The organism is Acetobacterium malicum subsp. dehalogenans DSM 11527 (assembly GCF_000472665.1).
In the GTDB taxonomy this organism is placed as follows: domain Bacteria; phylum Bacillota; class Clostridia; order Eubacteriales; family Eubacteriaceae; genus Acetobacterium; species Acetobacterium malicum.
The window spans coordinates 16,634-42,634 of sequence record NZ_AXAC01000023.1 but is presented as its reverse complement, the minus strand read 5'-3'; the positions used below and the strand labels follow the sequence as shown (position 1 = coordinate 42,634).

General features: G+C 41.0%; 29 protein-coding genes. 2 read left to right on the top strand and 27 right to left on the bottom strand.

All coding sequences use genetic code 11. The features are described from left to right. Window positions 1–7: 7 nt before the first annotated feature. The 8 genes from A3KS_RS0109855 to A3KS_RS0109820 all read right to left on the bottom strand — a co-directional run bounded on the left by A3KS_RS0109855 (window position 8) and on the right by A3KS_RS0109820 (window position 8,004). A complete protein-coding gene (locus tag A3KS_RS0109855; protein ID WP_026394789.1) occupies window positions 8–568 on the bottom strand; it encodes an N-acetyltransferase in 561 nt (186 codons plus the stop codon). Further along, the gene (locus A3KS_RS0109850) at window positions 565–1,647 is read right to left on the bottom strand and encodes a Gfo/Idh/MocA family protein (protein WP_026394788.1); all 1,083 of its coding nucleotides are present in this window, start codon (window positions 1,645–1,647) and stop codon (window positions 565–567) included. Before A3KS_RS0109850 ends, A3KS_RS0109855 begins: the two co-directional genes overlap by 4 nt. A gap of 12 nt (window positions 1,648–1,659) precedes the next feature. After that, window positions 1,660–2,964, bottom strand: coding sequence for a nucleotide sugar dehydrogenase (locus A3KS_RS0109845; RefSeq protein ID WP_035355900.1), 1,305 nt, complete (start codon window positions 2,962–2,964; stop codon window positions 1,660–1,662). A 14-nt stretch (window positions 2,965–2,978) separates the two neighbouring features. Next, window positions 2,979–4,232, bottom strand: coding sequence for a glycosyltransferase family 4 protein (locus A3KS_RS0109840; RefSeq protein WP_026394786.1), 1,254 nt, complete (start codon window positions 4,230–4,232; stop codon window positions 2,979–2,981). After that, window positions 4,232–4,852, bottom strand: a complete 621-nt coding sequence (locus tag A3KS_RS0109835) for an acetyltransferase (protein ID WP_026394785.1) — start codon at window positions 4,850–4,852, stop codon at window positions 4,232–4,234. Before A3KS_RS0109835 ends, A3KS_RS0109840 begins: the two co-directional genes overlap by 1 nt. 62 nt (window positions 4,853–4,914) lie before the next feature. Further along, window positions 4,915–5,532, bottom strand: coding sequence for a sugar transferase (locus A3KS_RS0109830; RefSeq protein WP_026394784.1), 618 nt, complete (start codon window positions 5,530–5,532; stop codon window positions 4,915–4,917). 6 nt (window positions 5,533–5,538) lie between these two features. Beyond that, the gene (locus A3KS_RS0109825; RefSeq protein WP_026394783.1) at window positions 5,539–6,645 is read right to left on the bottom strand and encodes a DegT/DnrJ/EryC1/StrS family aminotransferase; all 1,107 of its coding nucleotides are present in this window, start codon (window positions 6,643–6,645) and stop codon (window positions 5,539–5,541) included. Between the two features lie 111 nt (window positions 6,646–6,756). Further along, entirely contained in the window at window positions 6,757–8,004 is a 1,248-nt protein-coding gene (locus A3KS_RS0109820; RefSeq protein WP_026394782.1) for a glycosyl hydrolase family 28-related protein, read from the bottom strand. Window positions 8,005–8,428: 424 nt separating this feature from the next. Here A3KS_RS0109820 and A3KS_RS0109815 point away from each other — a divergent pair, with 424 nt between their 5' ends. Further along, window positions 8,429–8,749 (top strand): nucleoside triphosphate pyrophosphohydrolase, encoded by a 321-nt coding sequence (locus tag A3KS_RS0109815; protein WP_026394781.1) that lies wholly within the window; start codon window positions 8,429–8,431, stop codon window positions 8,747–8,749. A 104-nt stretch (window positions 8,750–8,853) separates the two neighbouring features. Here the strand turns inward: A3KS_RS0109815 and A3KS_RS0109810 are convergent, their stop codons facing one another. The 19 genes from A3KS_RS0109810 to A3KS_RS0109725 form a co-directional block, all read right to left on the bottom strand. Further along, complete coding sequence (locus tag A3KS_RS0109810; protein ID WP_026394780.1) at window positions 8,854–9,219, bottom strand: YraN family protein; 366 nt, start codon at window positions 9,217–9,219, stop codon at window positions 8,854–8,856. Next, window positions 9,219–9,995, bottom strand: coding sequence for a ribonuclease HII (gene rnhB / locus A3KS_RS0109805; protein WP_026394779.1), 777 nt, complete (start codon window positions 9,993–9,995; stop codon window positions 9,219–9,221). The genes A3KS_RS0109810 and rnhB overlap by 1 nt, the downstream gene beginning before the upstream one ends. Window positions 9,996–10,213: 218 nt before the next feature. Then, window positions 10,214–11,053: a ribosome biogenesis GTPase YlqF gene (ylqF, locus tag A3KS_RS0109800; protein ID WP_026394778.1), complete on the bottom strand. Its 840-nt coding sequence runs from the start codon at window positions 11,051–11,053 to the stop codon at window positions 10,214–10,216. A gap of 2 nt (window positions 11,054–11,055) precedes the next feature. Then, the gene (gene lepB / locus A3KS_RS0109795) at window positions 11,056–11,583 is read right to left on the bottom strand and encodes a signal peptidase I (protein WP_026394777.1); all 528 of its coding nucleotides are present in this window, start codon (window positions 11,581–11,583) and stop codon (window positions 11,056–11,058) included. A 76-nt stretch (window positions 11,584–11,659) separates the two neighbouring features. After that, complete coding sequence (rplS, locus tag A3KS_RS0109790) at window positions 11,660–12,004, bottom strand: 50S ribosomal protein L19 (protein WP_026394776.1); 345 nt, start codon at window positions 12,002–12,004, stop codon at window positions 11,660–11,662. Window positions 12,005–12,084: 80 nt separating this feature from the next. Further along, window positions 12,085–12,810, bottom strand: a complete 726-nt coding sequence (gene trmD, locus A3KS_RS0109785) for a tRNA (guanosine(37)-N1)-methyltransferase TrmD (protein ID WP_026394775.1) — start codon at window positions 12,808–12,810, stop codon at window positions 12,085–12,087. Then, a complete protein-coding gene (rimM, locus tag A3KS_RS0109780) occupies window positions 12,807–13,322 on the bottom strand; it encodes a ribosome maturation factor RimM (RefSeq protein WP_035355897.1) in 516 nt (171 codons plus the stop codon). Before rimM ends, trmD begins: the two co-directional genes overlap by 4 nt. Window positions 13,323–13,390: 68 nt before the next feature. Continuing rightward, window positions 13,391–13,621 (bottom strand): KH domain-containing protein, encoded by a 231-nt coding sequence (locus A3KS_RS0109775; RefSeq protein WP_026394773.1) that lies wholly within the window; start codon window positions 13,619–13,621, stop codon window positions 13,391–13,393. Window positions 13,622–13,637: 16 nt separating this feature from the next. Continuing rightward, on the bottom strand, window positions 13,638–13,883 hold the full coding sequence (rpsP, locus tag A3KS_RS0109770; RefSeq protein WP_026394772.1) for a 30S ribosomal protein S16: 246 nt from the start codon (window positions 13,881–13,883) through the stop codon (window positions 13,638–13,640). Window positions 13,884–13,944: 61 nt separating this feature from the next. Continuing rightward, window positions 13,945–15,282 (bottom strand): signal recognition particle protein, encoded by a 1,338-nt coding sequence (ffh, locus tag A3KS_RS0109765; protein ID WP_026394771.1) that lies wholly within the window; start codon window positions 15,280–15,282, stop codon window positions 13,945–13,947. Window positions 15,283–15,291: 9 nt separating this feature from the next. Then, on the bottom strand, window positions 15,292–15,648 hold the full coding sequence (gene ylxM, locus A3KS_RS0109760) for a YlxM family DNA-binding protein (RefSeq protein ID WP_035355894.1): 357 nt from the start codon (window positions 15,646–15,648) through the stop codon (window positions 15,292–15,294). Window positions 15,649–15,828: 180 nt separating this feature from the next. Further along, complete coding sequence (ftsY, locus tag A3KS_RS0109755) at window positions 15,829–16,731, bottom strand: signal recognition particle-docking protein FtsY (RefSeq protein ID WP_026394769.1); 903 nt, start codon at window positions 16,729–16,731, stop codon at window positions 15,829–15,831. Window positions 16,732–16,818: 87 nt separating this feature from the next. Beyond that, window positions 16,819–20,391 (bottom strand): chromosome segregation protein SMC, encoded by a 3,573-nt coding sequence (smc, locus tag A3KS_RS0109750; protein ID WP_026394768.1) that lies wholly within the window; start codon window positions 20,389–20,391, stop codon window positions 16,819–16,821. Window positions 20,392–20,427: 36 nt separating this feature from the next. Further along, window positions 20,428–21,090 carry a ribonuclease III gene (gene rnc / locus A3KS_RS0109745; RefSeq protein ID WP_026394767.1) on the bottom strand — a complete coding sequence of 221 codons (663 nt, stop codon included), beginning with the start codon at window positions 21,088–21,090 and terminating at the stop codon, window positions 20,428–20,430. Between the two features lie 147 nt (window positions 21,091–21,237). Further along, the gene (gene acpP, locus A3KS_RS0109740) at window positions 21,238–21,462 is read right to left on the bottom strand and encodes an acyl carrier protein (protein WP_026394766.1); all 225 of its coding nucleotides are present in this window, start codon (window positions 21,460–21,462) and stop codon (window positions 21,238–21,240) included. Between the two features lie 3 nt (window positions 21,463–21,465). Next, window positions 21,466–22,461 (bottom strand): phosphate acyltransferase PlsX, encoded by a 996-nt coding sequence (gene plsX / locus A3KS_RS0109735; protein WP_026394765.1) that lies wholly within the window; start codon window positions 22,459–22,461, stop codon window positions 21,466–21,468. Window positions 22,462–22,582: 121 nt separating this feature from the next. Further along, window positions 22,583–22,762 (bottom strand): 50S ribosomal protein L32, encoded by a 180-nt coding sequence (gene rpmF / locus A3KS_RS23160; protein WP_084504954.1) that lies wholly within the window; start codon window positions 22,760–22,762, stop codon window positions 22,583–22,585. A gap of 33 nt (window positions 22,763–22,795) precedes the next feature. Next, window positions 22,796–23,254 carry a YceD family protein gene (locus A3KS_RS0109730; RefSeq protein WP_026394764.1) on the bottom strand — a complete coding sequence of 153 codons (459 nt, stop codon included), beginning with the start codon at window positions 23,252–23,254 and terminating at the stop codon, window positions 22,796–22,798. Window positions 23,255–23,324: 70 nt separating this feature from the next. After that, complete coding sequence (locus tag A3KS_RS0109725) at window positions 23,325–24,515, bottom strand: acetate/propionate family kinase (RefSeq protein ID WP_026394763.1); 1,191 nt, start codon at window positions 24,513–24,515, stop codon at window positions 23,325–23,327. Window positions 24,516–24,663: 148 nt separating this feature from the next. On the opposite strand from A3KS_RS0109725, the gene A3KS_RS20785 reads away from it, so the two are divergent. After that, window positions 24,664–25,929, top strand: a complete 1,266-nt coding sequence (locus A3KS_RS20785; RefSeq protein ID WP_051355792.1) for a nucleotidyltransferase — start codon at window positions 24,664–24,666, stop codon at window positions 25,927–25,929. Window positions 25,930–26,001 lie beyond the last annotated feature (72 nt).

Here is a 26,001-nt window from a genome sequence, read left to right as displayed (position 1 = left end):
TATTCATTTACTTTTCAATTAATTGATCATTCTCCAGGCGGTACGCTCTGCCACAAGCTTCACAAGAAAGTCCTTCTTTTAATGGTGTTCCGCATTCGCAAACCCAGCTGATTTGTTTTGCCGGTACCCCGGCCATCAGTGCATAGTTTTTAACATCTTTGGTGACCACTGCCCCTGAAGCAATCATTGCCCAGCGGCCGATGGTGTTACCACAAACGATGGTCGCATTTGCGCCAATTGAGGCCCCATAGCTCACCAGGGTCTTTTTAAAACCACCCGGACCTTTGGGATATTTACTGCGTGGGGTCAGGTCGTTTGTAAAAACCATTGACGGTCCACAGAAAGCATAATCTTCCAGTTCGACCCCTTCATATACCGAAACATTGTTCTGAATTTTTACCCCATTCCCAATTTTTACGCGACTGCCAATATTGACATTTTGACCGAGTGAACAATTTTCGCCAATATCTGCCCCTTCTTGTACGTGGCAAAAATGCCAGATCTTCGTTCCTGCACCAATTTTAACGTCCTTATCGATATAACTGCTTTCATGGACATAATAGCTCATTTTTCAAATCTCCCTTTAAAATCTGTGGTACTACATTTTTCCAATGGCAATCTGATCCGCTGTCCTTCTGCAGCCGATTTGTAGATTGCCAGAATAAGTTCCACTGCTCTGCGACCGTCTTCCGCTGTGATCGATGGTTCCCGGTCATTTTTAATCGCATCAATAACATCTGCATAATAGGGTGTATGTCCGTAGCCATAGACATTGGGAGGATTCATGCTAAACCGTTCTTTAATTTCTTCGGAGTCATCCCGAGCATCCGAAAATTGCCATTCTTCAATAATATTGACCGACTGACCGGCTGCTTTGACCGTTCCCTTTTCACCAAACAAGTAAAGTGTTTCTTCCAGATTTTTGGGGTAAATTGTCGTCGTTCCTTCAACAATGCCATAACTGCCATTAGCAAAACGGATCAGAGCGATCCCAAAGTCTTCCGCTTCGATATAGGGATGATTAAGATTATCGGTCATTCCCACCACTTCAATAATATCATCCCCCATCATCCATCTCAGCAGATCGATGTTGTGAATGCATTGATTCATCAGGGCGCCACCATCATGTTCCCAGGTTCCCCGCCATTTTGAACCAGCATAATATTCACGACCCCGGTTCCAGCGGATATGGGCGGTCCCATAAAAAAGTTTTCCAAAACGTTTTTGGTCCAGGGCTTTTCTAATTTCAATGACCGACTGATTAAAACGATTCTGATGACAGGCGCTGACTTTGACATTTTTTTCTTTGGATCGCTTGATAATTTCATCAGCTTCTTCAAGCGAAAGGGCAATTGGTTTTTCAATGATCAAATTGCAGCCGGCCTCAATAAAATCCAGCGCAATCGACCCATGCTTACCATTTTCAGTGCAGATCGCAACCAGATCCAGCTTTTCATTTTGTATCAGCGCTTGATGATCGGTATACTGATGGATTGTTTCCGGTAGTTCAAATTTTGAAATCAGTGTATTCATGCTATCCGGGTAGACATCACACAGTGCGACAATATCAAGATCATTGGCGCGGGCGGCAGCAATATGATTGGCCGAAATTTTTCCGCATCCGATTAATGCATATTTTAAACCCAAGGTAACACCTCCTTAAAGCAGCTCAATATTTTCTCTTTCTTCAATGTTCTTCATGGCATTTTTTGTATCAAAAATAAGTTTAGCATGTTTTTGGATAGTATGATAATCGATATTTGTATGGGCAGTTGTGACGATGACCAGGTCTGCCGATTCAACAAGTTCGCTGGTAAGTTCCACAGCACCTTTTCGTGTTTTTCCATGTTCCTGGAATTCTGGTACAAATGAATCATAATAAATGATATCGGCACCTTCTTTTTCGATTTCGTCCATTAATTTTATTGCCGGACTTTCCCGATAATCGCCAATATCCTGCTTATATGCGACGCCAAGAAAAAGAATTTTCGAGTCTTTTAGCGTTTTGTTATGGTGATTTAAAATTTTACTGGCTCGTTCAGCGCAATACTCGGGCATCCGGTCGTTAACCATCATTGACGATTCAATCATTGATGTGTGAAACCCGTATTCACGAGCTTTCCAGGAAAGATAGTAAGGATCCAGTGGAATACAATGGCCACCGACCCCTGGACCTGGATAGAAAGCCTGAAAACCATAGGGTTTTGATTTGGCGGCATCAATTACCTCCCAGATACTGATCCCCATTTTGTGGCACAGCATAGCCAGCTCATTCACGAGACCAATATTAATATTTCGATACGTATTTTCAAGTATCTTTTCCATTTCGGCTACGGCCGGTGATGAAACCCGATAAATGGGGGCTTGTAAAATACTCTCATACATAGCCGCTGCCACTTCGGTACACTGAGGGGTGATGCCACCGGTCACCTTTGGAGTGTTTTTCGTTTTATAAATCAGGTTTCCGGGATCAACCCGTTCAGGTGAAAAGGCGAGATAAAAATCTTCACCGCATTTCAATCCGGACGACTCAAAAATTGGTTTAAGCAGTTCTTCGGTTGTTCCGGGATAGGTGGTCGATTCAAGGACGATCAGCATTTCTTTGTGCATATATGGAACAATACTCTCTGCTGAAGACTTGACATAACTGATATCTGGCTGTTGATGCTCATCGAGTGGGGTTGGCACGCAAATGCATACGCAATCAGCAGCTGCTACCTTGGAGAAATCCGTTGTTGCCGAAAGCAAACCCGACTTCACAATTTTTCCCAGATCTTCATTCACTACATCCCCAATATAATTGTTACCGGCATTAACCATGTCAACTTTTTCTTTTTGTACATCAAAGCCAATGGTTGTAAAACCCGCTTTCGCTTTCTCCACTGCCAGTGGAAGCCCCACATAACCAAGACCGACCACACCTAATATTGCTGTTTTAGAAATTAATTTGTCTTTGATCGTCATTTTTATAACTCCCTTTAAATTAATTCGATAAGTTTTTCTGTTAATCGTTGATAATCATAGTCATTCGCAGCCGTTATGGCATTTTTACAGTATTGTTCATATTGGTTTTTGGACATATTACTGAACTCGATAATGGTTTTGGCCAATTGTTCTGGGTCAGCATGATCAACCACCATTCCGCAATTGTATCTTTTTATAAGGTCATAACCAAACTCACAGTCAGAAACCGTCGGTTTACCGCTGGCAAAATACTCAAACATTTTATTGAGACTTGCCCCGTATTTTTTTATCTGATTGTCCTCAAAGTGGATAATATTGAGATTTGACTTGCTTAAAACATACGGAATTCTATTTTTATTGACATAACCTTTGAACACAACATTATTAATATTATTCTCTTTACAGAAGTCTTCCAGGTTTTTTCGATCACTGCCATCTCCATAAATAAGGAAAATGATCGCATTGGGCGATTCATTTTTGACAACTTGTGCTGCATTAACAATGGTTTTGACGTTATTTACAAGTCGAATTGATCCGGTGTAGATCACTTTAAAGGTTTTTTCATTGTCTAAATCCTGATCTTCAAATTTATAAACCTTTTCATTTTCCTTGAAGGCATCCAGATCAACACCATTATTAATGTGATATACTTTTTGGAGATCAATCGAACTACCCTGCTCCTTGTTCCACCCTTGTTCAATGATGTAATCCGACCCACCTTCCATGGTAAAAATAAGTTTGTCGGCCCTTTCATAAATCCACTTTTCACCGCGATAAAGAGCTTTTGCAATAAAACTGGTTCGCTTTAAACCGCCGTAGGCGACAATACTTTCTGGCCAGAGATCCCGCACTTCACAAATACATGGAACTTTAAACTTTTTTGCCATCTGAATGCCAGCAATCAGTGTGAGGGGATGAACACTTGACGCCAGGATTAGATCCGGTTTCCCATTTATTTGGGCGTATTCTTTCGCAACCGGGAACAGATTTTTATAAAAAGTCAGCATATTATACAGTCTTTTTTTGGCATTTCCAACGTAATCAGGGGTTTTTACAATCACAAACGTGATCTCATCGATTGTATCCACTCGATATTTTTTATTCATGATTTCAATGTTTTCATTTGAAAAATGATTAGTCGAGGCACAGAAAATGATGGGGTTATAACCTCTTTTGAGTAGATTTTCGGCAAAAGAGTAATGTCGGCCGGCACGATCCTGATACATATTGGTAGCATAGTGATTCCAAATCCAGACAGTTTTTTTCATCAACGGATACTCCTTGCCGGAACACCCACATAGGTTCCCGATTCAGCTATGGTTTTTACCACAACCGCACCGGCGCCAATTTTACAGTTGCCGGTAATGGTCAAATTATTACTGATGGTACTGCCAATTCCAATCCAGGTTTTTTTACCAACCGCCACCATCCCGGCCAAATGTGCTCCAGGCGATATATGAACAAAATCAGCAATACGATTATCATGGTCTAATGTCGCCGCGGTATTGATAATACAGCCTTTGCCGATTCGAGTGGCACTGTTAACTACGACACCAGCCATAATCACTGTACCATTTCCAACTTCCACCTCGGACCCAATAATCGCCGAAGGATGAATTAAGAGTGGTGACTTTATCCCCGCTGACTCGAGCTTATTTTGAACCTTCTCTCTAATTTCATTGTTTCCAACAGCGACAAAAATATCAGCTTCATCTGCATATTTAAAGGCATCCTCTGTTTTCCCTCTAACACTAAATCCCATACACTCAGTAATTGATGGATCATCATCGAGAAATGCGATATGTCTCCATTTATTCATTTTAATCGCAATATCGACAACAACTTTTCCATGCCCGCTTGCGCCGATGATCAATAATTTTTTCTTCACAATGCCGGTCTCCTTTCGATTAGTATCGTGAAATTTATAGTGGTTCTCATCTTCTATTTTTCTTAATCGTCTACTCTTGTGCCCTGAAATAACTCCATTGTTGTTGATGCATTTGCATTAATTCCCTCTCGTTTGAAGACCTTTTTTAGTGTTAAGAGGATAATCTTCCAATCTCCCACAAAACTGATTGAGTCTACATACTGGACATCAAGATCAAATTTCGCTTCCCAGCTAATGGCATTGCGTCCATTTACCTGAGCCAACCCGGACAACCCCGGCCTGACCTCATGTCGCCTTTTTTGCTTTTGGTTGTAAAGGGGCAAGTATTGTACCAGCAATGGTCTCGGACCAATAACAGCCATGTCACCTTTAACCACATTCACAAGTTCCGGCAGCTCATCCAGACTGGTGGATCTGAGAAAATTTCCAAACTTGGTCAGTCGTTGATCATCTGGCAGTAGTCCTCCTTTTTCATCCCGCTGATCGGTCATGGTTCTAAACTTATAAAGGGTAAATATCTTTTCATTTAAGCCCGGTCTTTTTTGTTTAAATAGTACCGGACTGCCCAATTTTTTTCTGATCATCAGAACTAAAACAAGAAGTACTGGTGAAAGGACAATGATTGCTGTCAAAGATAAACAAAAATCCATCGGTCTTTTTATAAATCTTTTATAGATCATCGCTGATCACAATCCTTTAATAATCTGACAGATTCGTTTCTGATCTGAGTCTGTCATCTTCGTATCAGAGGGCAAACAAACACCTGACTCAAACAGTTTCTCCGACACAGTTCCGCCAATATAGTCACACCACTCAAAAAAGGGTTGCTGATGCATGGGTTTCCAGAGCGGTCGTGATTCAATATTTTCTTCTTCCAGAGCCGCCATTATATCCAGTGGTTTTATTGATCCTGCTAAGGTTATACAACTCAACCAGTAGTTTGGATCATTCCAATCATTGATCGGCATAAACTGAATCCCGGGCAATTGTTGCAGCTCTCTTTTATAAAATTCAAATATGTATTTTTTCTTGGCGACCCTTTGATCCAGCACTTTTAACTGACCGCGGCCGATACCGGCAGAAATATTACTCATTCGATAATTAAAACCCAATTCACTATGCTGATAGTGCCTTGCTGAATCTCGCGATTGGGTTGACCAGAATCGTACCTTTTCAATTTTAGCTTGATTATCTGAAACCAGCATACCACCACCAGAAGTAGTTATAATCTTATTTCCATTAAAACTAAATACACCATACTCCCCAAAGGTACCGGTCTGTCTGCCTTTATATATGGTTCCCAGAGATTCCGCAGCATCTTCAATTACGGTTACCCCATGACGGTTGCAAATCGCCATTATTCTATCCATATCAGCTGATAGACCATAAAGATGAACTACAATCACAGCTTTTACCTGGGGATATTTCTGAAAAGCCTCTTCTAATGCAATTGGACAGATATTCCAGGTTTCTTCATCACTGTCAATAAATACCGGAATCGCCTTTTCATAAATAATTGGATTGACGGTTGCTGAAAAAGTGAGCGATGGACAAAAGACAATATCACCTGCTCCTATTCCAACCGCTCTCAGTGCCAGATGAATTGCTGCTGTCCCTGTATTCACTGCCGCGGCATATTTAGCTCCAACTTTTGACGCAAATTCCTTTTCGAATTCATTAACGTTCGGACCCAGCGGTGCGATCCAATTGGTGGCAAATGCTTCCTTGATATATTCCATTTCAAATCCTTCATCACTCATGTGCGGTGATGCCAGATAAATCTTTTCTGCCATTGTTGTCGTCCTCCTAAAACATCATTAATTGATGTCATCTTAGCTCATTAATGTGATGCTGTTTCTAAGATGCCACTATCTGAACTTTTTTTATACGTCTCTTAAATGAAATTATTCAATAATCAGATTTTTTATTTTTGCGGTACTGTTAACGCTATATAAGGGAATATTTTTTACGTTATTATCTTCAAATGAAGATAATCTCAGATCTTCAATATTTCCAATCAACAAACATAAGGATTCTGTTATATCACTGGCATCTATTGTAATATTTGAAATTGTCGATTGTCCAACATTTTCAATGCTAAAACCGCCGTGGTCATTCTCTTTCCATTTTGATCCGCTGATGCTCACCTCATCAATGTTTAATTCCGACGCTTCGTTGATTTTAAACCCCAAGCTGCTCCCTTCAATAACCAGGCCAGATATTGTTATGTTTTTGGCGCCACTATTGATATGAACGCCGACAACACTATCTTTGATACGGCAGTCTTTAAACACCATGTTTTCAGGCGGATTATTGTACTGTGGATTTCCAGCAATTGCTATTCCTCCTCCAGACGCATTATTGAACTCAACATTTTTAAAATAAAAATTACTGTTGTCACCTCGCAGATATGCAGAATGCAACCATTTCGTTCCACCTTCATTTGAATTCAGGATACTGTCAACCATACTAAAGCCATTGGTACCCGAAACCTGTATCGGCATCCCAGAATGGTCTATTTTTAAATTACTCACCTTTATATCTTTATTTTTCTGATTACCGGTTTGGGATATTTTTAAACCAACATAGACATTATCCATGAAAACATCATTAATCTTCATTGTTTCTACACCTTGAAAGTACATTCCCTGAACATTACTGACCATACTATTTGCATAATAATCAACCCCTGCAATGGTATTTTCTGATCTTAAAGTCAGTCCTTGGATTGAAATATTTGTAACAATATCATCGGGATCTGACCAAAGCATATTCCGGATTGTGTCTTCTTCCGGGGCCATAAATAACACAGCTCCATAACCGCTAATGTGCGTGTCCTTACTGAGGATCAATTGTTTTGTGATAAAATATGGCTGCTCCGATTCTGGTATGACCAACAGCGCATTTTCTTTACTCGATTCATCAATTGCATCTTGTAAGGCCGCTGTGTCATCTGTTACCCCATCTCCTTTTGCTCCATAATCTTTTGCATTTATTATTTTGTCAGTTGGTATTTCAACTTCTTTTATTTGATTCAGATTCGATGAAAGCTCTTCTGTTGAGTCCAATTTTCCAGGACTTATATAGTTGAAAGTAAAAATACTTACACTGATCACTGCCAATATTAACACTGATATCATTAGCTTCCCCATAATAAAACCCTCCTTCCGACATTTAACCAAAATTTTGCGGCCATCTAGATAGGATTGTAGTAGTTTTAAACCATTTATTTGATCGCTATTATAAAATAGAATTGTTCTAATTATAATAGTATTTCTTCAGCAAAAATACAAGCGCTAGTTTTATTTTTATTGATAAGTAGCTTGTTTTGATCTTTAATCGAGATGACAACCGCAAGCAATTAAGAGATACATACCCAAAATTCCCGCGAAAACGCAGAGAATGACTTCAGCTGGTTCTCTTTCCAGAAAATTTGTGGCACTCATTCCAATTATCTTATCCTTTTATTATATCACAACATCAAATCGGAATCAGTCAGGTTTTTTCTTAAAAATAAATTATCCCTCTTGTTTTTAAATGGAACCATTGGGTATAATATGCTTGAGGTGATAGTTTATGAAAGTTGAGTACAACAAAATTGTTCGGGATAAAATTCCTGAAATCATTAGAGACAGCGGACGTACCTGTGAGTACAAAATCTTAGGTGAATCAGAAGTTCGAGATGCATTAAAAGACAAGCTTCTCGAAAAGGCTCAAATATTTTTGAAAAGACCCTCGGAAGATGAACTTTCGGATATCTACGAATTGCTGGATGCAATTGTGGAGACCTTTGAGTATGAGCCACTTCATATTGATTATTTAAAAATTCAGAATAAAGAAAATAAGGGTACCTATTCTGAAAAGGTTTTTCTGATCTCGGTAGATGACGGCCAATAGTATTTAAAAATAACAGGGCTGAAGTCAGATTTTCTGACTTCAGCCCTGTTTTATTTTCAGTATAAAAATCGAGTTTAGCATCGATTTTGATTAAAAAATTTTGATCAGTATGAAAAAGCGTTCTCAAAATGATTGATCACTTGTTCCCCATCCGGACAATAATATATTTCAATGACGTCAAAGCGGATATTGACATCATCAAGCTGTTTCTCCTTTAAATACCAGAGCGCTGTTTTGGCAATTCGTTTTTGTTTCGCACGGGTCACTGATTCCCGGGGGTATCCGTAGTCGAGGTTTTTTCGATACTTCACTTCGACGAAAACCAGAGTGTCACCATCCTGAGTAATAAGATCAATTTCACCAGATGGTTTTTTATAGTTCATTTCACAAAGTTGATGATCGGAGTTCGTTAAAAATGCTACCGCTAATTCTTCTCCGGCCTTCCCTTTTTTTACATTGTGGGTTTTCATTACAAACCTAGATTCTGAATAAAACTGCTGCGGTGGATAGGTGTTGGCCCATACTTACGCAACGCATCAATATGTTCGGCAGTACCGTAGCCCATATTGTGATCAAAACCGTATTGCGGATACTGTTCGTGAAAAATCTGCATCAGATTATCCCGATAAACCTTGGCAACGATACTCGCCGCTGCAATTGAATAACTGGTGGCATCACCATGAATTATCGATTTTTGGGGAATTTCTGAGTCGATGTGCAGTGCATCAATCAACAGCAGATCTGGTTTAACAGATAATGTGTTTAATGAATCGGTCATCGCCTTTTTGGTGGCATTCAGAATGTTGAGACTGTCAATCAGATCATTATCTACCTGACCGATCGCATAATCGACTGCGTCTTCAAGCAACTGTTCACATAAGCTCTCACGAATTTTCTTGGATACCTTCTTAGAATCATTGACATATAAGCGGCTGGAGTCCGGCTTTAGAATAATGACACAGGTTACCACTGGTCCCGCTAACGGTCCCCGGCCAACCTCATCGATTCCGCCAATTCTAAGAATACCACTCTGATAATAGCCAGCTTCAATAGATTTCATTTTTACTATTCGATCAACTTCTTTATCTCTGGCTGCTACTTTCTTCTCCAGAGATTCGCCAATTTTTTTAACGGCTACCCGGGGGTCGTCCTTCAGCGCTGGGATCAGATCAGGATATGATTGCATTTGCTTTTGTGAGATGTATTCCTTGATACCTGTGACAGTCATCTTTTCAAATGAATTCATAATTACCTCTTTTATTATTCGTCAATATTGTATATCGCCATTATACTATAGATCTTCAATAAAAAATAGTCAGATGCTCCCATTAAACAATTTTCAGTCCCCACAGCTTAAAGTATCAGCCATCCACTGACTCTTCTCTGGCATACTGTCTGACAACTAAAAAACAACCAGCTTTCTGATAAACAGAAACTGATTGTTTAAATAATTGATAAACGTTGTTACTCCGGTCGTTCCAAAGTGATCCGACCGATCCGGCCATTTTTAAAATCGTTGAGAATTAACACACTGGTGCGGGCATAATCGTATTCGCCGCCTTTAACGAGCAGTCCCCGACTTTTGGCAATGGCGTCGAAAACCTCCGGAAGGTTTTTACCCACAACCTCAATTTTATATATTGCTTCCAGTTCATCGGGATAATACACTAACAGATATTTCAGCAGATCCGCGGCAATATTTTCTTTTTCGTATATGGTATCTTTGATGGAACCTAACCAGGCTAAATGCAGCCCCACCAGCGGATCTTCAAACTTTGGCCATAATATTCCCGGGGTGTCCAGCAACATCAGGTGGTCTGGGGTGCTAAGCCATTGCTGACCCTTTGTAACCCCTGGTTTATTGCCAATCTGGGTTTTCTTTTTGCCAATCAGGCTATTGATCACCGTTGACTTTCCAACATTGGGAATTCCGCAAACCAGGCATTTTACCTGCGCTTTTTCTTTAATATTCAACTCATGAATGGTTCTGACCAGATCGGTTTTCATCCGTCGGTCAAAGGCGTCAAACAACACGACTTTCTCGATTTCAGTATTTTTCTTAAACCAGTCGATCCATTCTAGACTCACTTCCGGATCAGCTAAATCCGACTTATTCAGTAACAAAATGTGCTGCTTGTTCCAGGTATACTGGTTGATCTCGGGATTCTTGCTTGATAGCGGCAGCCTGGCATCGACCACTTCAATGACCACATTGATCAGTTTGAGTTTTTCTTTTATTTCACGGTTAGCTTTGGCCATATGGCCCGGATACCACTGGATATATTCAATTTTTTCTGCTGACATTATTATACCAGTCCAATTTCCGAAAGGGGCCAAATTCTAAAGATGACTTTTCCGTCAATGGCATCCCTTTCCACAAATCCAAGACTTGAATAACGGCTGTCTGAACTGTTAGCCCGGTTATCACCCATAACGAAATAAGTGCCAGTTGGAACGGTAACTTCAGAAAAATCCTCATACGGATCGGTGTTGATATAGTCTTCAGATAAGGGCTCGCCATTACGGTAAACAACCATGTCTTTTATTTCGATCGTATCGCCACCTTTACCAATCACCCGCTTGACATACTCGACACTGTCGCTATAGCTCAGAATCACAATATCGCCATAGTCTGGCTCACCAATGGTATAGCCGATTTTATTGACAATCAGTCGATCCCCCTCAACCAGGGTAGGAAACATCGAGCTTCCCTGGACCATGACAAAGTCGAATAAAAACATTTTTATGATAAAAGCAAGAACAATGGCAATCACTGCGGATTGTATCCATTCTTTAAGTTCCAAATTACCTTTAGATTCCTGATCTTCTTTCATTTCTTCACTTCCTTGCTAGTAACTAATTATTTTTAAAACACCAGTTAACCAAAAAAGAGGCTTGACAGCCTCTGAATTACGCTCTTTTTTCTTTGACTTTTGCTGATTTACCAACTCGATCACGAAGATAGTTAAGTTTAGCTCGACGTACCTTACCACGTCTAACCACATCAACTTTTTCGATTTTTGGTGAATGGATCAGGAAGGTTCGTTCAACTCCAAAGCCAGAAGATATTTTACGCACGGTGAACGTTTCACCAACGCCGCCGTTTTGTCTTTTAAGGACGATGCCTTCAAAAATCTGAATTCTTTCTTTTTTACCTTCGATTACTTTAACATGAACTTTAACAGTATCACCAACGTTAAACTTTGGTGGCTCTGCCTTCATATTTTCTAATTGAATCTTTTTAATAATGTCCATTTTTTTCTCCTTAATATTCGATTTCCGACGTTCATGCATCTCGTACAGAGGACCGTCTCTCTTAATAACATACTGACATATTATACACTTTGTTTATTCTTTGTGCAAGTTTTTTTTTTATTGTGTTTTTCGTATTTTTCAAATAAATCAGGCCGTATTAATCGCGTCCGTGACTCTGCCTGGTTTAAACGCCATTTATTAATCTCGGCATGATTGCCGGATAAAAGGACTTCTGGTACTTCTGCACCTTCAAATTCCCGGGGTTTGGTATAGTGGGGATACTCCAGCAGATGACTTTCAAAAGACTCTTCCGCTAAACTGTCGCCGTTTCCCAGAAAACCGGGAATATGTCGGGCGATGGCATCAGCCATGGTCAAGGCTGGTAATTCGCCGCCGGTCAAGACATAGTCACCAACTGAAAATTCGAGATCCACATAACCATCAATAACTCGCTGGTCGATACCTTCATAATGGCCGCAGATAAAAATTATACCCGGATACACCGAAAGCCTCTGCCCATCTTTTTGTTCAAATGGTTTGCCCCCCGGAGTTAAATAAATGACCGGGTAATTGCTAAAATCAGGAATGCTTTTCAGGGCCGCAACAATTGGTGGCGCCGCCATCACCATTCCAGCACCGCCTCCATAAGGGGTATCATCCACTTTATGATGTTTATTGCCGGAGAAATCTCGAATATTGATCACGCTATAGTCGATTAAACCCGCTTTGACACCGCGGCCGATCATCCCGGTCTGAAAATAAGTTTCGAAGATTTCCGGGAATAAGGTTAAAAAGTAAAACTTCATAGATCCAATATTTCCTGGGGGATGCTTGCATCGATTCGGCCGGCTTTTACATTGATTTCAGTGAAATAGAGTTTTCGCGCCGGTACACAGTAGATTTTCTTGCCTGTGGTAATGGTATAAACATCCACCCCACCGGCTTGCATCACATCGGTAATTTTTCCCAGTAGCTGGCCGTCATTGTAAACCGGCAACCCCAATAAATCTTCGATAAAAAATTCATCTTCAGCCAACGAAACCGCTAATTCTTTCGGGATACCGACTTCTCTGCCTGTCAATGTTTCCGCATCATTGCGGTTGGTGATGCCTTCGAGAAACAGTAGCACGTTGCTTTTGTGGAGGCGGCAATTGGTAATCTTGTAATCTGTTTCAGTTTTGTCATGGATCAGGGTGATCGAGTCCAAATCATAAAAACGTCCGGGATCGTCGGTCAGGGGCAGAACTTTTAATTCGCCCTTGATTCCATGAACACCAAGAATACGGCCAATGATGATTAAACGATTATTATTTTCCATTATTATCTCCTGTTTTTATGCCCTAAAAAGACACGAAAAAAAAGAGCTGTATACACAGCCCAATGCCTTTATTGGATAATTTCCAACATGACACGTTTATCTTCTTTCGTGGCAGCGGCTTTTATGACGGTACGAATTGCTTTTGCGATGCGCCCCTGTTTTCCAATGACTTTGCCCATATCGTCGTCAGCAACTTTCAATTCCAAAATAATGGATTGTTCGCCTTCAACTTCCTGGACAGATACCGCATCGGGGTGTTCAACAAGAGCTTTTGCAATAATTTCCACAAGTTCTTTCATCATTTACCTCCTGGTACTACTCGATTACGTTTTCTCTTTTTAATAAATACTTAACGGTGTCCGTTGGTTTTGCGCCATTGGCCAACCATGTTTTGGCTTTATCTGCATCTACTTTTACGAGTGCAGGGTCAACACAAGGGTTGTAGTATCCAATTTCTTCGATGAACTTACCATCACGTGGTGCTCGTGCATCTGCAACAACGATTCTATAAAAAGGTTTTTTCTTTTTACCCATTCTTTTTAATCTGATTTTAACTGCCATGTTTGTTCCCCCTTTCTTAACTTCTTTATCTAATGACATAATGTCCTTGATAACACTGATTTTACATAAATGGAAGCTTCATGCGTCCTTTTTTAGCCATGCTCGGATTTGACATTTGTTTCATCATTTTTTTTGATTGTTCAAATCCCTTTAACAACCGGTTAACATCCGCAACCATGGTGCCGCTTCCCAACGCGATTCGTCTTCGTCTGCTGGCATTGATGATCCCTGGTTTATGTCGTTCTTCCTGCGTCATGGATAAGATAATGGCCTCGGTTTTTTTTGTATCAGCCCCAGATAAATCCACATTCTTCAATGCTTTTTTATTGGCTCCCGGCATCATTTCCAATAAGCTGCTGATGGAACCCATGCTTTCGATCTGTTTGATCTGATCTAAAAAGTCATTGAGATCAAAATCCTGATTTCTGAACTTTTCTTCCAGCTCTTTGGCTTTTTCGTCATCCATCATACTTTGGGCTTTGTCAATGAAGGATAATACATCTCCCATTCCTAAAATACGCGATGCCATCCGGTCCGGATAAAAGAGCTCAATATCGGTCAATTTTTCACCGGTTCCGATATATTTTATGGCTTTGCCAATCGTATAGGTAATCGATAAAGCGGCCCCGCCGCGGGTATCTCCATCCAGTTTGGTCAGGATTACTCCTGAAATATCAAGCAAGCGATTAAACTCGTTGGCGACATTGACCGATTCCTGCCCGGTCATCCCATCGACTGTTAATAAAATTTCAGTGGGATTGATAGCTTCTTTGATATTGACCAGTTCATCCATCAGTGCTTCATCAATTTGCAATCGACCAGCTGTATCCATGATCACCAGATCATAATGACCTTCAATTGATTTTTGCATTCCCCGCTTGGCTATGCCCACCGGATCTTTTACATCATGTTCAGAATAGACGTCAATCTTTAATTCATCCCCGAGGATTTCCAGCTGTTTAATTGCCGCCGGACGATAGACGTCACAGGCAACCAGCAAGGGTTTGAATTTTTTCTCTTTGCGTAGCAGGTTTGCCAGTTTGGCTGCTGTCGTCGTTTTACCAGCACCCTGAAGACCCACCATCATATAAACATTCTGGCGTCCCTGAACAAAGTCCATACGCTCGATTTCGCCGCCCAGAAGGGTTGTCATTTCATCTTTGACAATCTTGATAAATTGCTGCCCTGGAGTCAGGCTGCTAAGCACCTCTTGGCCAATCGCCCGTTCACCGATATTTTTGGTAAATTGCTTAACAACTTTGAAATTGACATCGGCTTCTAAAAGAGCCATTTTAATTTCCCGATTAACTTCCTGGATGTCTTTTTCGCTGAGTTTTCCTTTGCGCTTTAGTTGGGAAAATATATTTTGGAATTTTTCATTTAATCCTTCAAAGATCATCTGTCACCTCTAGTTTTCTTCACTGACATTTTTCAGTTTTTCAATCACCAGCATCAATTCAGATTTTAGCTGTTCGTCTTTTTCCCGATCAACACAATCCAATAGTTCCTTCTCTATTTCTTCCAGAAGAATTTGAGATTCTAAAAACTTGGCGATGAGTCCCAGTTTTTCTTCATAGGCTTCCATCATGGCTTTAGAGCGTTTAATCACATCAAAAATACCCTGTCGGGTAACCGCCATAACCTCAGCAATTTCTGCCAGGCTATAGTCGTCGTCATAGTAATACTCTAAAATCTGCTTCTGTTTATCAGTCAGCAGTTCACCATAAAAATCAAATAAATACTGTTCCCCTACTTTTTTTTCCATATGCACCTTCATTATCGTCGTAAAGGAAATTTACTTGACGACTTATCTATTGTAAGTCCTGGCGGCAAAAAAGTCAAGCTTTTATTCCTGATTCTCAGTACATTTCTTCAATAATTTTATTCTCCATAATTTAAAAGTTGCGACAACCTGCGGCACCTGATTTTGCGGTTACTTAAAACCTTATTCAAATAGCAGATCGACAAATTTCTTGGGATCAAAATCGATGAGATCCTCCGATTTTTCCCCGATACCGACATATTCGATGGGGATCTGCATTTCGTCAATAATTGAAATAGCAATGCCGCCTTTGGCGGTGCCGTCCAGCTTAGTCAGAACGATCCCCTTGATTTCCACACAGTCATGAAAGACTTTGGCCTGGTTAATGGCATTTTGGCCAGTAGTGGCGTCTAGGACCATTAAATTATGAATCGAGAAGCCGTCCCCTTCGCGGTTTATCACCCGGCTGATCTTTTCAAGTTCTTTCATCAGGTTAACCTTATTATGGAGACGGCCGGCGGTGTCGCAAATTAGAATATCGGCTTTCCGGGCCTTAGCCGCGCCAATGGCATCAAAGATTACTGAACTTGGATCCGCGCCGGTGGTGCTTTTAATAATATCCACGCCGACCCGTCTGGCCCACTCATCCAGTTGTTCCACTGCCGCGGCCCGAAAGGTATCGGCAGCCGCAATGACAACTTTTTTTCCTTCTTTTTTATAGCGCTCAGAAAGCTTGGCAATGGTGGTAGTTTTCCCAACCCCATTGACGCCAACAACCAGCATAATCGTCGGCAGCTGCGGTTTTTCGGTTTCCACCTGAACCATTTCCACGAGGATTTCTTTTAGAAAGCCCATCACTTCTTCCTTGCTTTTTGATCGGGTTTCTTTAATTTTAGCCCGCAGCGACTCGGTAATTTTCACCGAGGTTTGCGCCCCTAAGTCTGAGAGAATCAGGGTTTCCTCCAGTTCGTCGAAGAAATCATCATCAAAACTTCCCATATACATGACATTTTCAATTTTTTCCTTGAAATTGTCAGCCGTTTTTAGCAGTTTGTTGCGCATCCGTTCATACAAACTTAATTCCATAGTTGCCTCCTTAGTTTTAGCTCCACAGATCCTTGCGAAAATGAATATGCTGTATAGTCCAGTTTGCAATTTTCCATGCTCATTATTTTAAGCGTAATCTGTCAGTCGGACCGACACCAATTGGGATACCCCATCCTTGGACATCGACACCCCATAGAGATTGTCGCAAACTTCCAGGGTGGTGCGACGGTGAGTGATGGTGATAAACTGATTATGTTCCGCCACTTTTTTGAGATAAGAAATATAACGATAAATATTATGATCATCCAGAGCGGCGTCCACCTCATCAATCACACAAAAAGGGGACGGATTAATTTCCAGAAAGGAAAAGAGCAGAGCAATGGCGACCATTGACTTTTCACCTCCGGAAAGCAGGGAAATATGGCGTAGCCGTTTTCCTGGCGGCTGCGCCACCAGTTCAATTCCCCCTTCCAGCACCCCGGTGGGATCGGTAAACTCCAGATAAGCCCGGCCGCCTTCAAATAAAATACTGAAGATCCGGGTAAAGTTTTCCTGAAGCTTGATAAAGTTAGCCTTAAACTGCTCGGTCATCGCGTCGTACAGGGTGTTGATAATATCCAACAGCTCACTTTTCCCAGCTTTGAGATCATCCATTTGTGCTTTCATAAAATCATGTCTGACCAGAATTTCTTCATACTCTTCAATTGCGTTGAGATTCACGTTACCCAGGGCGCCAATTTTTTCTCTTAATGTCCGTTGTCGCTCTTCGGACAAATCCAACGCATCAAGCTGTTGATCTGCCTCCAGCTGCTGATAGGCATCTTCGGCCATTAAATAATTAATTTCATAACTCTTATAGATATTCTCTTCCCAATGATTCATTTGCAGCTGCATGCTATTTACTTGGGAGGAAATGGTGTTTTTTCTGTCGTTGTCAATAATCAATTGGTGATTGTCGTTTTTTATTTCTTCCTGGAGTGTTTCCAGCCGCTGGGCATTGGTTTTTTGAAGCGCTGCGGCTTGTTGATTTTTATCCCGGTGGGCTTCAATCATTTTGCTTAAGCGCTGGTGATCAGACCCCAGTTTTTCCTGAAGTCGAATTAATTCCGTTGATTCCCGCTGATAGCTTGTCATTTCAGTTTCAAGCGCTATTTTTCTGGTTGTCTGGTGAGTCAATTGTTCCTGCATCAAGACAATCTGTTGATCAAACCCAGCTATCTCGCCTTTAATCCTGGTGATAATCATTTGATTTTCTGATATGTTTAAACGAACGGCATCCAACTGTTGTCTGATCGCCTGGGCGAAATCATCGGATTCCTGATCTTTTGTGGCTTCTTTGGCCTGATTGTAAGCCGCTTCGATTTCTGTCAACGCTTTGCTTAATTTTTCCAGTTTCTGACTCAGTGCCTGCAGCTTTTGTTTCTGAACCAAAATCGACTGTTTACTCTCATGTTGCTTTCCGGTCAGATCTTCAATTGTTTTATTCTTTTCCCACAGCGCTTGTTTGCAGCCGTTATACTGGTTTTCCAGCTCCTTCAGCTGATCAATCGCCTCGGCCAACGATTTTTGCGACATGGCCCCCTGGTTTTTAATTGCATCAAGGGCTTTTTTGTGCTGGTCCATTTCATTTTCCAGATTCTGGATTTCAATTTTTTTAGAAAGCGGCGACTGTCGATTATCCTTGCTTTGGCCCCCGACAATGGCTCCACCGGGATAGAATATCTCACCTTCGAGCGTAACCACGGTAAACTTGGCGGCCATTTTCTTTTGAATATCTTTTCCCGACGCAAAATCTCTGGCGACGATAATTCGTCCCAAAAGACTTTCGATGGCAGATCCATAGGCGGCATCGGTTTGAACCAGCTCACTGGCAATTCCCTCAACTCCAGGCATATTCTTAAGCACTGCTCGGGTTCGGTCATCGATCGAACTGTATTTTAAATTATCCAGGGGCAAAAAAGTCGCCCGACCAAGACGCTCTTGTTTTAACATATTAATACAATCGCTGGCAACCTTGACGCTGGCAACCACAATATTCTGACTTTTTGCGCCTAAAGCAATATCGATAGCCTGGAGATACCTGGGTTCGGTGGCGATGAGTTCGCCAACCGGGCCGTACACTTCATGGATCACCGGACCTAACAGTTTTTCTGAAGTCATCAGTTTTCGAATGGTCGGAAAATAATCCTGATAGTTTTTTTGAATATTTTTTAAATACTCCACCTTTGAAGCGTTAACCTTCAAATTATTGGAAACCAGGTGGGCCTGATTCTGAAGTTTTTTTTGTTCCCCCAAATCATGATTATATTGGGTTTGCAACTGCTGATAACGGTCTTCCCGTTGTTTTTTTTCTGCTAGCAGACTGCTGACTTCTTTTCTCTGCTGTTCCAGATCAGCTGATATTTGATTTTGGCTGGTCTCGGTTTCATCGAGATACTTTTCAATAAAAGACGACTCCGTCTTTGCCTCTTGAATCGAGGTTTTGATTTCTAAGCGCTTCATTTCGAGTTTTTCACAAAGTGACTGATGATTTAGAATGGCATCTTGGGTCGCTTTGATCCGGTCATTTTCTTGTTCTTCTTGATTCAATAAAAGCTTTAGCTTATTTTCCAATTCACCCCTGACCGACTCATGGGTCTGAAGATTTTCCACCAGAACTTTCTTTTCAAGTTCCAGTCCATTGATCCGCTCAAGGGTTGCGGCCATCCGGGATGCCAGGCTTTCAGCTTCCGATTTTAAACGCTCCTGGGTTATTTCGTTGGCTTCCAACTGGCTTTTGCAACGGATATCCTCTCGTTGAACCTGATCGAAATCTGATCTGAGGACTGACAGATTTTTCTTTTCGAGATCAACCAAGAGATCCAACTCGCGATTCTCGATGGTCAGTTTCTGATACAACTGATCCTTTTTCTGGATCAGTGCCTCAATTTCTTCGCATCTTTTAAGCTGCTCTTCAAGATTCTTTTTTAATTCATCCAATTCCGCGACGGCACTACTCATCTTTCGATAAAAAATTACCAGATCAACGGTTTTTAATTCCTCGTGGAGGGCTAACCAGTTGGTGGCCTTCCGGGACTGGTTTTTTAATGGTCCCACCTGTTTTTCGATTTCTGTCATAATATCCCGAAGTCGATCCAAATGACCCTGGGTTTGCTCCAGTTTTTTTTCGGCCTCATTCTTTTTTGTTTTATAAGAAACAATTCCCACTGCTTCTTCAAAAATATTCCGCAACTCGGTGGGACTGCTGGCTAAAATATTTTCAATACTGCCCTGACTGATCAGCGAATAACCATTTTTTCCCAAACCGGTATCCATAAAAATACTGTGGATTTCCTTTAGTTTGCAGCTTTTTTTATTAATGGCATAGTCACTTTCCCCTGATCGAAATAGTTTTCTTGAAATCGCTATTTCCTGGGGATAGTTTTCCAATGAACCATCTTTATTGTCTAAAATCAAAACAACCTCGGCATAACCAGAGGCTTGTTTTTTTTCTGTTCCCGAGAAGATAACATCTTCCATTTTTTTACCCCGGAGGGATTTTATACTTTGTTCACCTAAGACCCACTTGATGGCGTCGGTGATATTACTCTTTCCACTGCCGTTAGGGCCGACAATTGCAGAAATACCTTCTGAAAACTCAAGGCTTACCGGGTCTGCAAATGATTTAAACCCCGACAATCGCAATTTTTTTAAATACAAGCCCTCACCTCAATTTCCCGCTGTATCCCATTATAATTAAATTTTCCTGGTCTTCATTAAATAGTTTTTGGCAGCGTCCTGTTCCCCTTCTTTTTTACTTTTCCCAATGCCATGACTCACACAATCGCCATTAAAGATCAATTTAATATAAAAGGTCTTATTGTGTTCTGGCCCTTCGGAACGATCCAGGACATACTCAATGACGTTGTCATTGTTTTTCTGAATATACTCCTGGAGCTCCGTTTTATAGTCTTTAACCAGTGCACCGGACAACGCCAACTGAATATTGCTTTCCAGCACTTTCAGAACGACTTTTCGGGTTGTTTCGAAATTGCTGTCTAAAAAAACAGCCCCGATCAGGGCCTCAAATGCGTTGGCAAGATTCGATTTTCGCTGTCGCCCTCCGGTAACAATTTCACCCTTTCCCAAGAAAATATGATCCCCCAGCTGGAGCTCATAGGCGGCCTTGGAAAGCGACTCGGCACATACAATATTGGAACGGATTTTCGTCATTTTACCCTCGGATAATTTGTGAGATAAAAATAAATACTCACTGATAATCAGTTCCAATACTGCATCCCCCAAGAATTCAAGTCGTTCGTTATTGGTTGAATTTCCTGAATGTGAACTATGTGTTAATGCTACTTTTAATAAATCCTTTTTTTTGAAACGGTAATCGATTTTTTCTTCGATTGTCACTTAATATCCCCCCTTCTTGATTACGAGATGTCAACTGGACGTTTCTCGCTTTTTCCCATCAAAAGTACCAAAACGAACAAGACCTGGTACAAATTTCTAATTTAATGAAAAAAGGTGCCGGTGTTTCACAGCGACACCCTTCTTTGCTCAGGAGATTGCGTTGATGATATCTTCAACGGTTTGAATATTCTCTAATGCACTTTCGTCAATTTTTGTGCCAAATTCATCTTCGAATGCCATAATTAACTCAACCACATCCAGTGAATCTGCCTCCAGATCATCAATGAGTGAGGTTTCAAGGGTAATTTTTTCAATGTCAACATCCAGCTGTTCTGAAATAATTGCCGTTACTTTTAAAAATCGTTCATCCATGACTTAAGCCTCCATATTTTTTGCATTATCAGTTATTTTTTGCAATACATCATTTTCAATAAATCTAATACTCTGTCTCACCGCATTTTTGATGGCAAAGGCGTCACTACTGCCGTGAGCTTTAATAATTCCACCCTTTACACCTAAAAAGGGCGCACCGCCGTATTCGGCATAGTCAAATTGTTTTTTAAAGCTTTTTAAATTGTCTTTAATCAGCATTCCTCCAATTTTCCCTTTGGTGTTGCTCATAATTGATGTCTTTATTCCCTTAAGCAGATACTCTGCAATGCCCTCGGTTAATTTCAAGACGATATTACCAGTAAATCCATCACAGACTAATACATCGGCCTTTGTTTCGGGAATATCGCGTGCTTCCACATTGCCCAAAAAATTAAATTCTCCAGCTTCCAAAAGCTCATAAGCGGCTTTTACAAGACTGTTGCCTTTTTTTGCTTCAGCACCGATATTAATCAGACCAATCCCCGGATTTTTTTTACCTAAAACATTTTCTGAATAAATTTTTCCCAATTGGGCAAATTGTTCCAGATATTCTGGTTTGCAATCGGCATTGGCACCGGTGTCAATCAACACAACCACCCCGTCATTTTTTGGCAAAGTCGCTGCCAGCGCCGGGCGTTTAATCCCCTTTATCCGGCCAAGCTTTAAGAGCCCACCTGATAAAAGTGCTCCGGTGCTGCCGGCCGAAATCAAGACAGCATTGTCTCTTTTTTTCATTTCGTCCAGCGCCACCACCAATGAGGAATCTGGTTTTCGGCGAATCGCCATGGCTGGTTCTTCGGTGTTTTCAATGACAGTTTCAGCATGTAGAATTTCTATTTTGTCGTTAGGATAATCGTATTTTGAAAGCTCTGCTTCAATGGCTTGCCTGTGACCCACCAGGGTCAGCTTGACGTCATATTCTTTGACCGCATCGATAGCACCCTTGACGATTTCATAGGGCGCATGATCGCCACCCATGGCATCTAAAAATATATTCAAAACAACGACCTCCTTAATATCTGTCTATTATCCCAGAAAAAATCTATTCAGTAAATACTATCGGTAAAATTATCCAGCTAAAATAATCCCAGATAGAGAAAAAACAGAGTCTAAACTCTGTTTATTCGTTAAAGCTGATAACGCTAACGTCTTTGTATGTGCCACAAGACTTGCAAACTCGATGAGGCAATTTAATTTCACCACATTTTGGACAAGTACTCATTCCTGGAATATTTAATTTGTAATGTGTTCTTCTTTTGTCTCTTCTTGACTTAGAAGTTTTTCTCTTTGGTACAGCCATCACTCACACCTCCTAATAGTAAAGTCATTTCACTTACAATAAATTTTTTAACGCTTCAAATCGAGGATCATAATCACCAAATTTGTCACATTCACATTGCTCGTGATTTAAATTATTGCCGCATTTTGGACACAAACCCGCACAATCTTCACTGCACAGTACACGGAAAGGTTCATTAATATAAATGCATTCTTCAATGATGGGCAATAAATCAAGTACCGCTTCATCATCTTCAACCGTTACCGTATCCGTATAGTCATAAAGACAATTGATGGGGGTTGGTTCTAGGCAACGCGCACAGGGAAAGATCATGGTCATCTCGACGGTGAAGGTCACCAGAAAATTACCTTTCGATATTTTCTCAATGGTTCCACACACTAAGGCTCCATTTTCATCCAGTTCTCCCTCTATATCATTTAAATCCGTATTTTTTACAACAAATTCAAAAGGGATTATTTTTTCCTGCAATAGCTTATTGATTTCAAAATTCATTTTATCACTCCAAACGGGCAATCATCATTATATAGACGATTACCCGTTTTGTCAAGTGAAATACTTTACATTATTTAGCTAACGCTAGTGTGTCTCTGGCAATCATTAATTCTTCATTGGTTGGAATAACCATTACGGTTGTTTTAGAGTCCTTATCCGAGATAACAGTCGCTTCGCCTCGTTTGCTGTTGGTAACTGGATCTAAAGTAATACCTAAGTATTTTAAACCACCACAGATTGCGGCCCGGGAAGTTGTTGAGTTTTCTCCTAAACCGGCAGTGAAAATAATGCCATCGACCCCGTCCATTGCTGCAACATAAGCGCCGATTGTAGTACGAACCCGATAATGGAAAATATCCAGTGCTAACTGAGCCCGTTTATTGCCACTGTTTGCGGCGCCTTCAACATCACGGAAATCAGAGCTGATTCCAGAAACGCCAAGTACCCCAGATTTTTTGTTCATCAGGGTATCAACTTCTTCGACGGTGTATCCTTTATTAACCAGGAATGGAATGATGGCAGGATCAATATCGCCACAACGGGTACCCATTTCCAATCCAGCCAGCGGTGTTAATCCCATTGAAGTATCAACAGATTTTCCATTTTTTATAGCACAAAGGCTGGCACCATTACCTAAATGGCATGAAATCAGTTTCAGGTCTTCAAGTTTTTTGCCCATTAATTCAGCAGCAGCCTGGCTCACAAATTTATGGGAGGTTCCGTGGAAACCGTATTTTCTGATCTTGAATTTTTCATATAATTCATAAGGGAGTGGATACATGAAAGCTTCACCTGGTAAGGTCTGATGGAAAGCGGTGTCGAATACTGCTACCATTGGTACATTTGGCAGTAATTCCCGACAAGCATTGATCCCAATCAGGTTGGCAGGATTATGAAGAGGCGCTAATTCTGAACATTCTTCCAGGCTCTTGATAACCGCATCATCAATAACAACTGAATCAGAGAAAGTTTCAGCACCATGAACAGCTCGATGACCAACAGCAGAAATTTCTTCCAAAGACTTCACTACCCCATGAGCAGGATCAACTAAAGCAGCCATAACAAGATTTAAAGCTTCTTTATGGGTCTTCATAGGTTGTTCCAATTTTACCTTGTCTTGACCTGGAGCTTCGTGAACCAAAACAGATCCTTCAATACCGATTCTTTCAACTAAACCTTTAGCTAAAACTTCTTCAGTGGTCATATCAAGCAACTGATATTTTAGTGAAGAACTACCGCAGTTAATAACAAGTACATTCATTAATAATTACTCTCCTTTAGTTTTTTATTGATTACATTTCATACGTTCTATATAATAACAGTAATAAGCAAAGAATACCATTATTTTTTTGTCATATTTCGATAATAAATTAATAAATTGCTATTTTTTTAACAAAAGAGAGGCTAAGATGAAAATTCTAGGTATTATTGCTGAGTATAATCCGTTTCACATGGGCCATGCCTGGCAAATTGAGTCCTCCAAAAAAGAAAGTCACTGTGACAGTGTTATGGCTTTAATGAGCGGCAGTCTGACTCAACGCGGCGATTTCGCCCTATTAAACAAATGGGAGCGCGCCCAGTTGGCCCTATCCGCCGGTGTTGATCTGGTCTGCGAACTGCCTTTCGGCTATGCCTGCCAAAGTGCCGAAGCCTTTGCGCATGGAGGCATAAAGATTTTTAACGCCACTGGGGTAATCGATATCCTTTCCTTTGGTTCCGAATTCGGACATATCCAGCCGCTAACCAGTCTGGCTGAAACGCTCGTTCATGAACCGGTCGAATTTAAAAGCTTCCTTAAACAGGAGTTATCATCTGGAGTTTCCTTTCCCCGAGCCCGTGAACTGGCGATTCGCTCCTATTTGAGTCATGAGGCAGGCGATCTCTTAAAAACCCCCAATAACATCTTGGCCCTCGAATATCTCAAGGCCCTCCACAAAACCCAAAGCGATATCGATGTAATGACCGTTAAGCGACAGGGTGCCGACTATCACAGTCTGTTGCCTTCTAAATATCTCAGTGCCACCGGGATTCGGACCATTTTAAAAGATGCCCTTGCCCATCCTGAGTCCGCTGCTGCGATCTTAGAAGCACTCGATCACAAACTGCCCTATTCGGCCGATGATCTGATTCTGCCCTTTAGAAAAAATTATAATCCCAGAGGCGACGACTATTTTCTCAATGCCCTGCGCCTGCAAATTCTTTCAAGTGACGTAAAACACTTGAAAAACACCCCCTATGTCAGTGAAGGCCTGGAACACAAAATCAGAGATGCCCTAAAAACAGCCACCAATCTGGACGAATGCGTTAACGCGATTATCTCAAAACGAATCCCCCAAACCCGGGTCCGCCGGATCCTATCCAATCGACTCCTGGAGCTGGATAAAGAAACCTTAAATCTTTTTCAGGCGGAATCTTTCGTTCCCTATCTGCGGGTGCTGGGTTTTAATGAAAAAGGCCAGGCTATCCTGAAGGCGATTAAGGATCGGGGTCAGTTGCCTATTTTAACCAGTCTGAAAAAGAGCCGTTTATTATTAACTCCCACCCAGAATAAAATGCTCTATTATGATTGCCGCGCCACCGACTTTCACAATCAATTTTACGAAACAAGGTACTGCTATCATCGGGATTACCTTCAAAGTCCGATTCACTACCCGAATCAGAAAATAGGTAAATGAATAACGCCAAAGAAGTAAATACCTAAAACTACCATGACCTGTTCAATCAGTTTCGCAACGACCCAAGTCAAT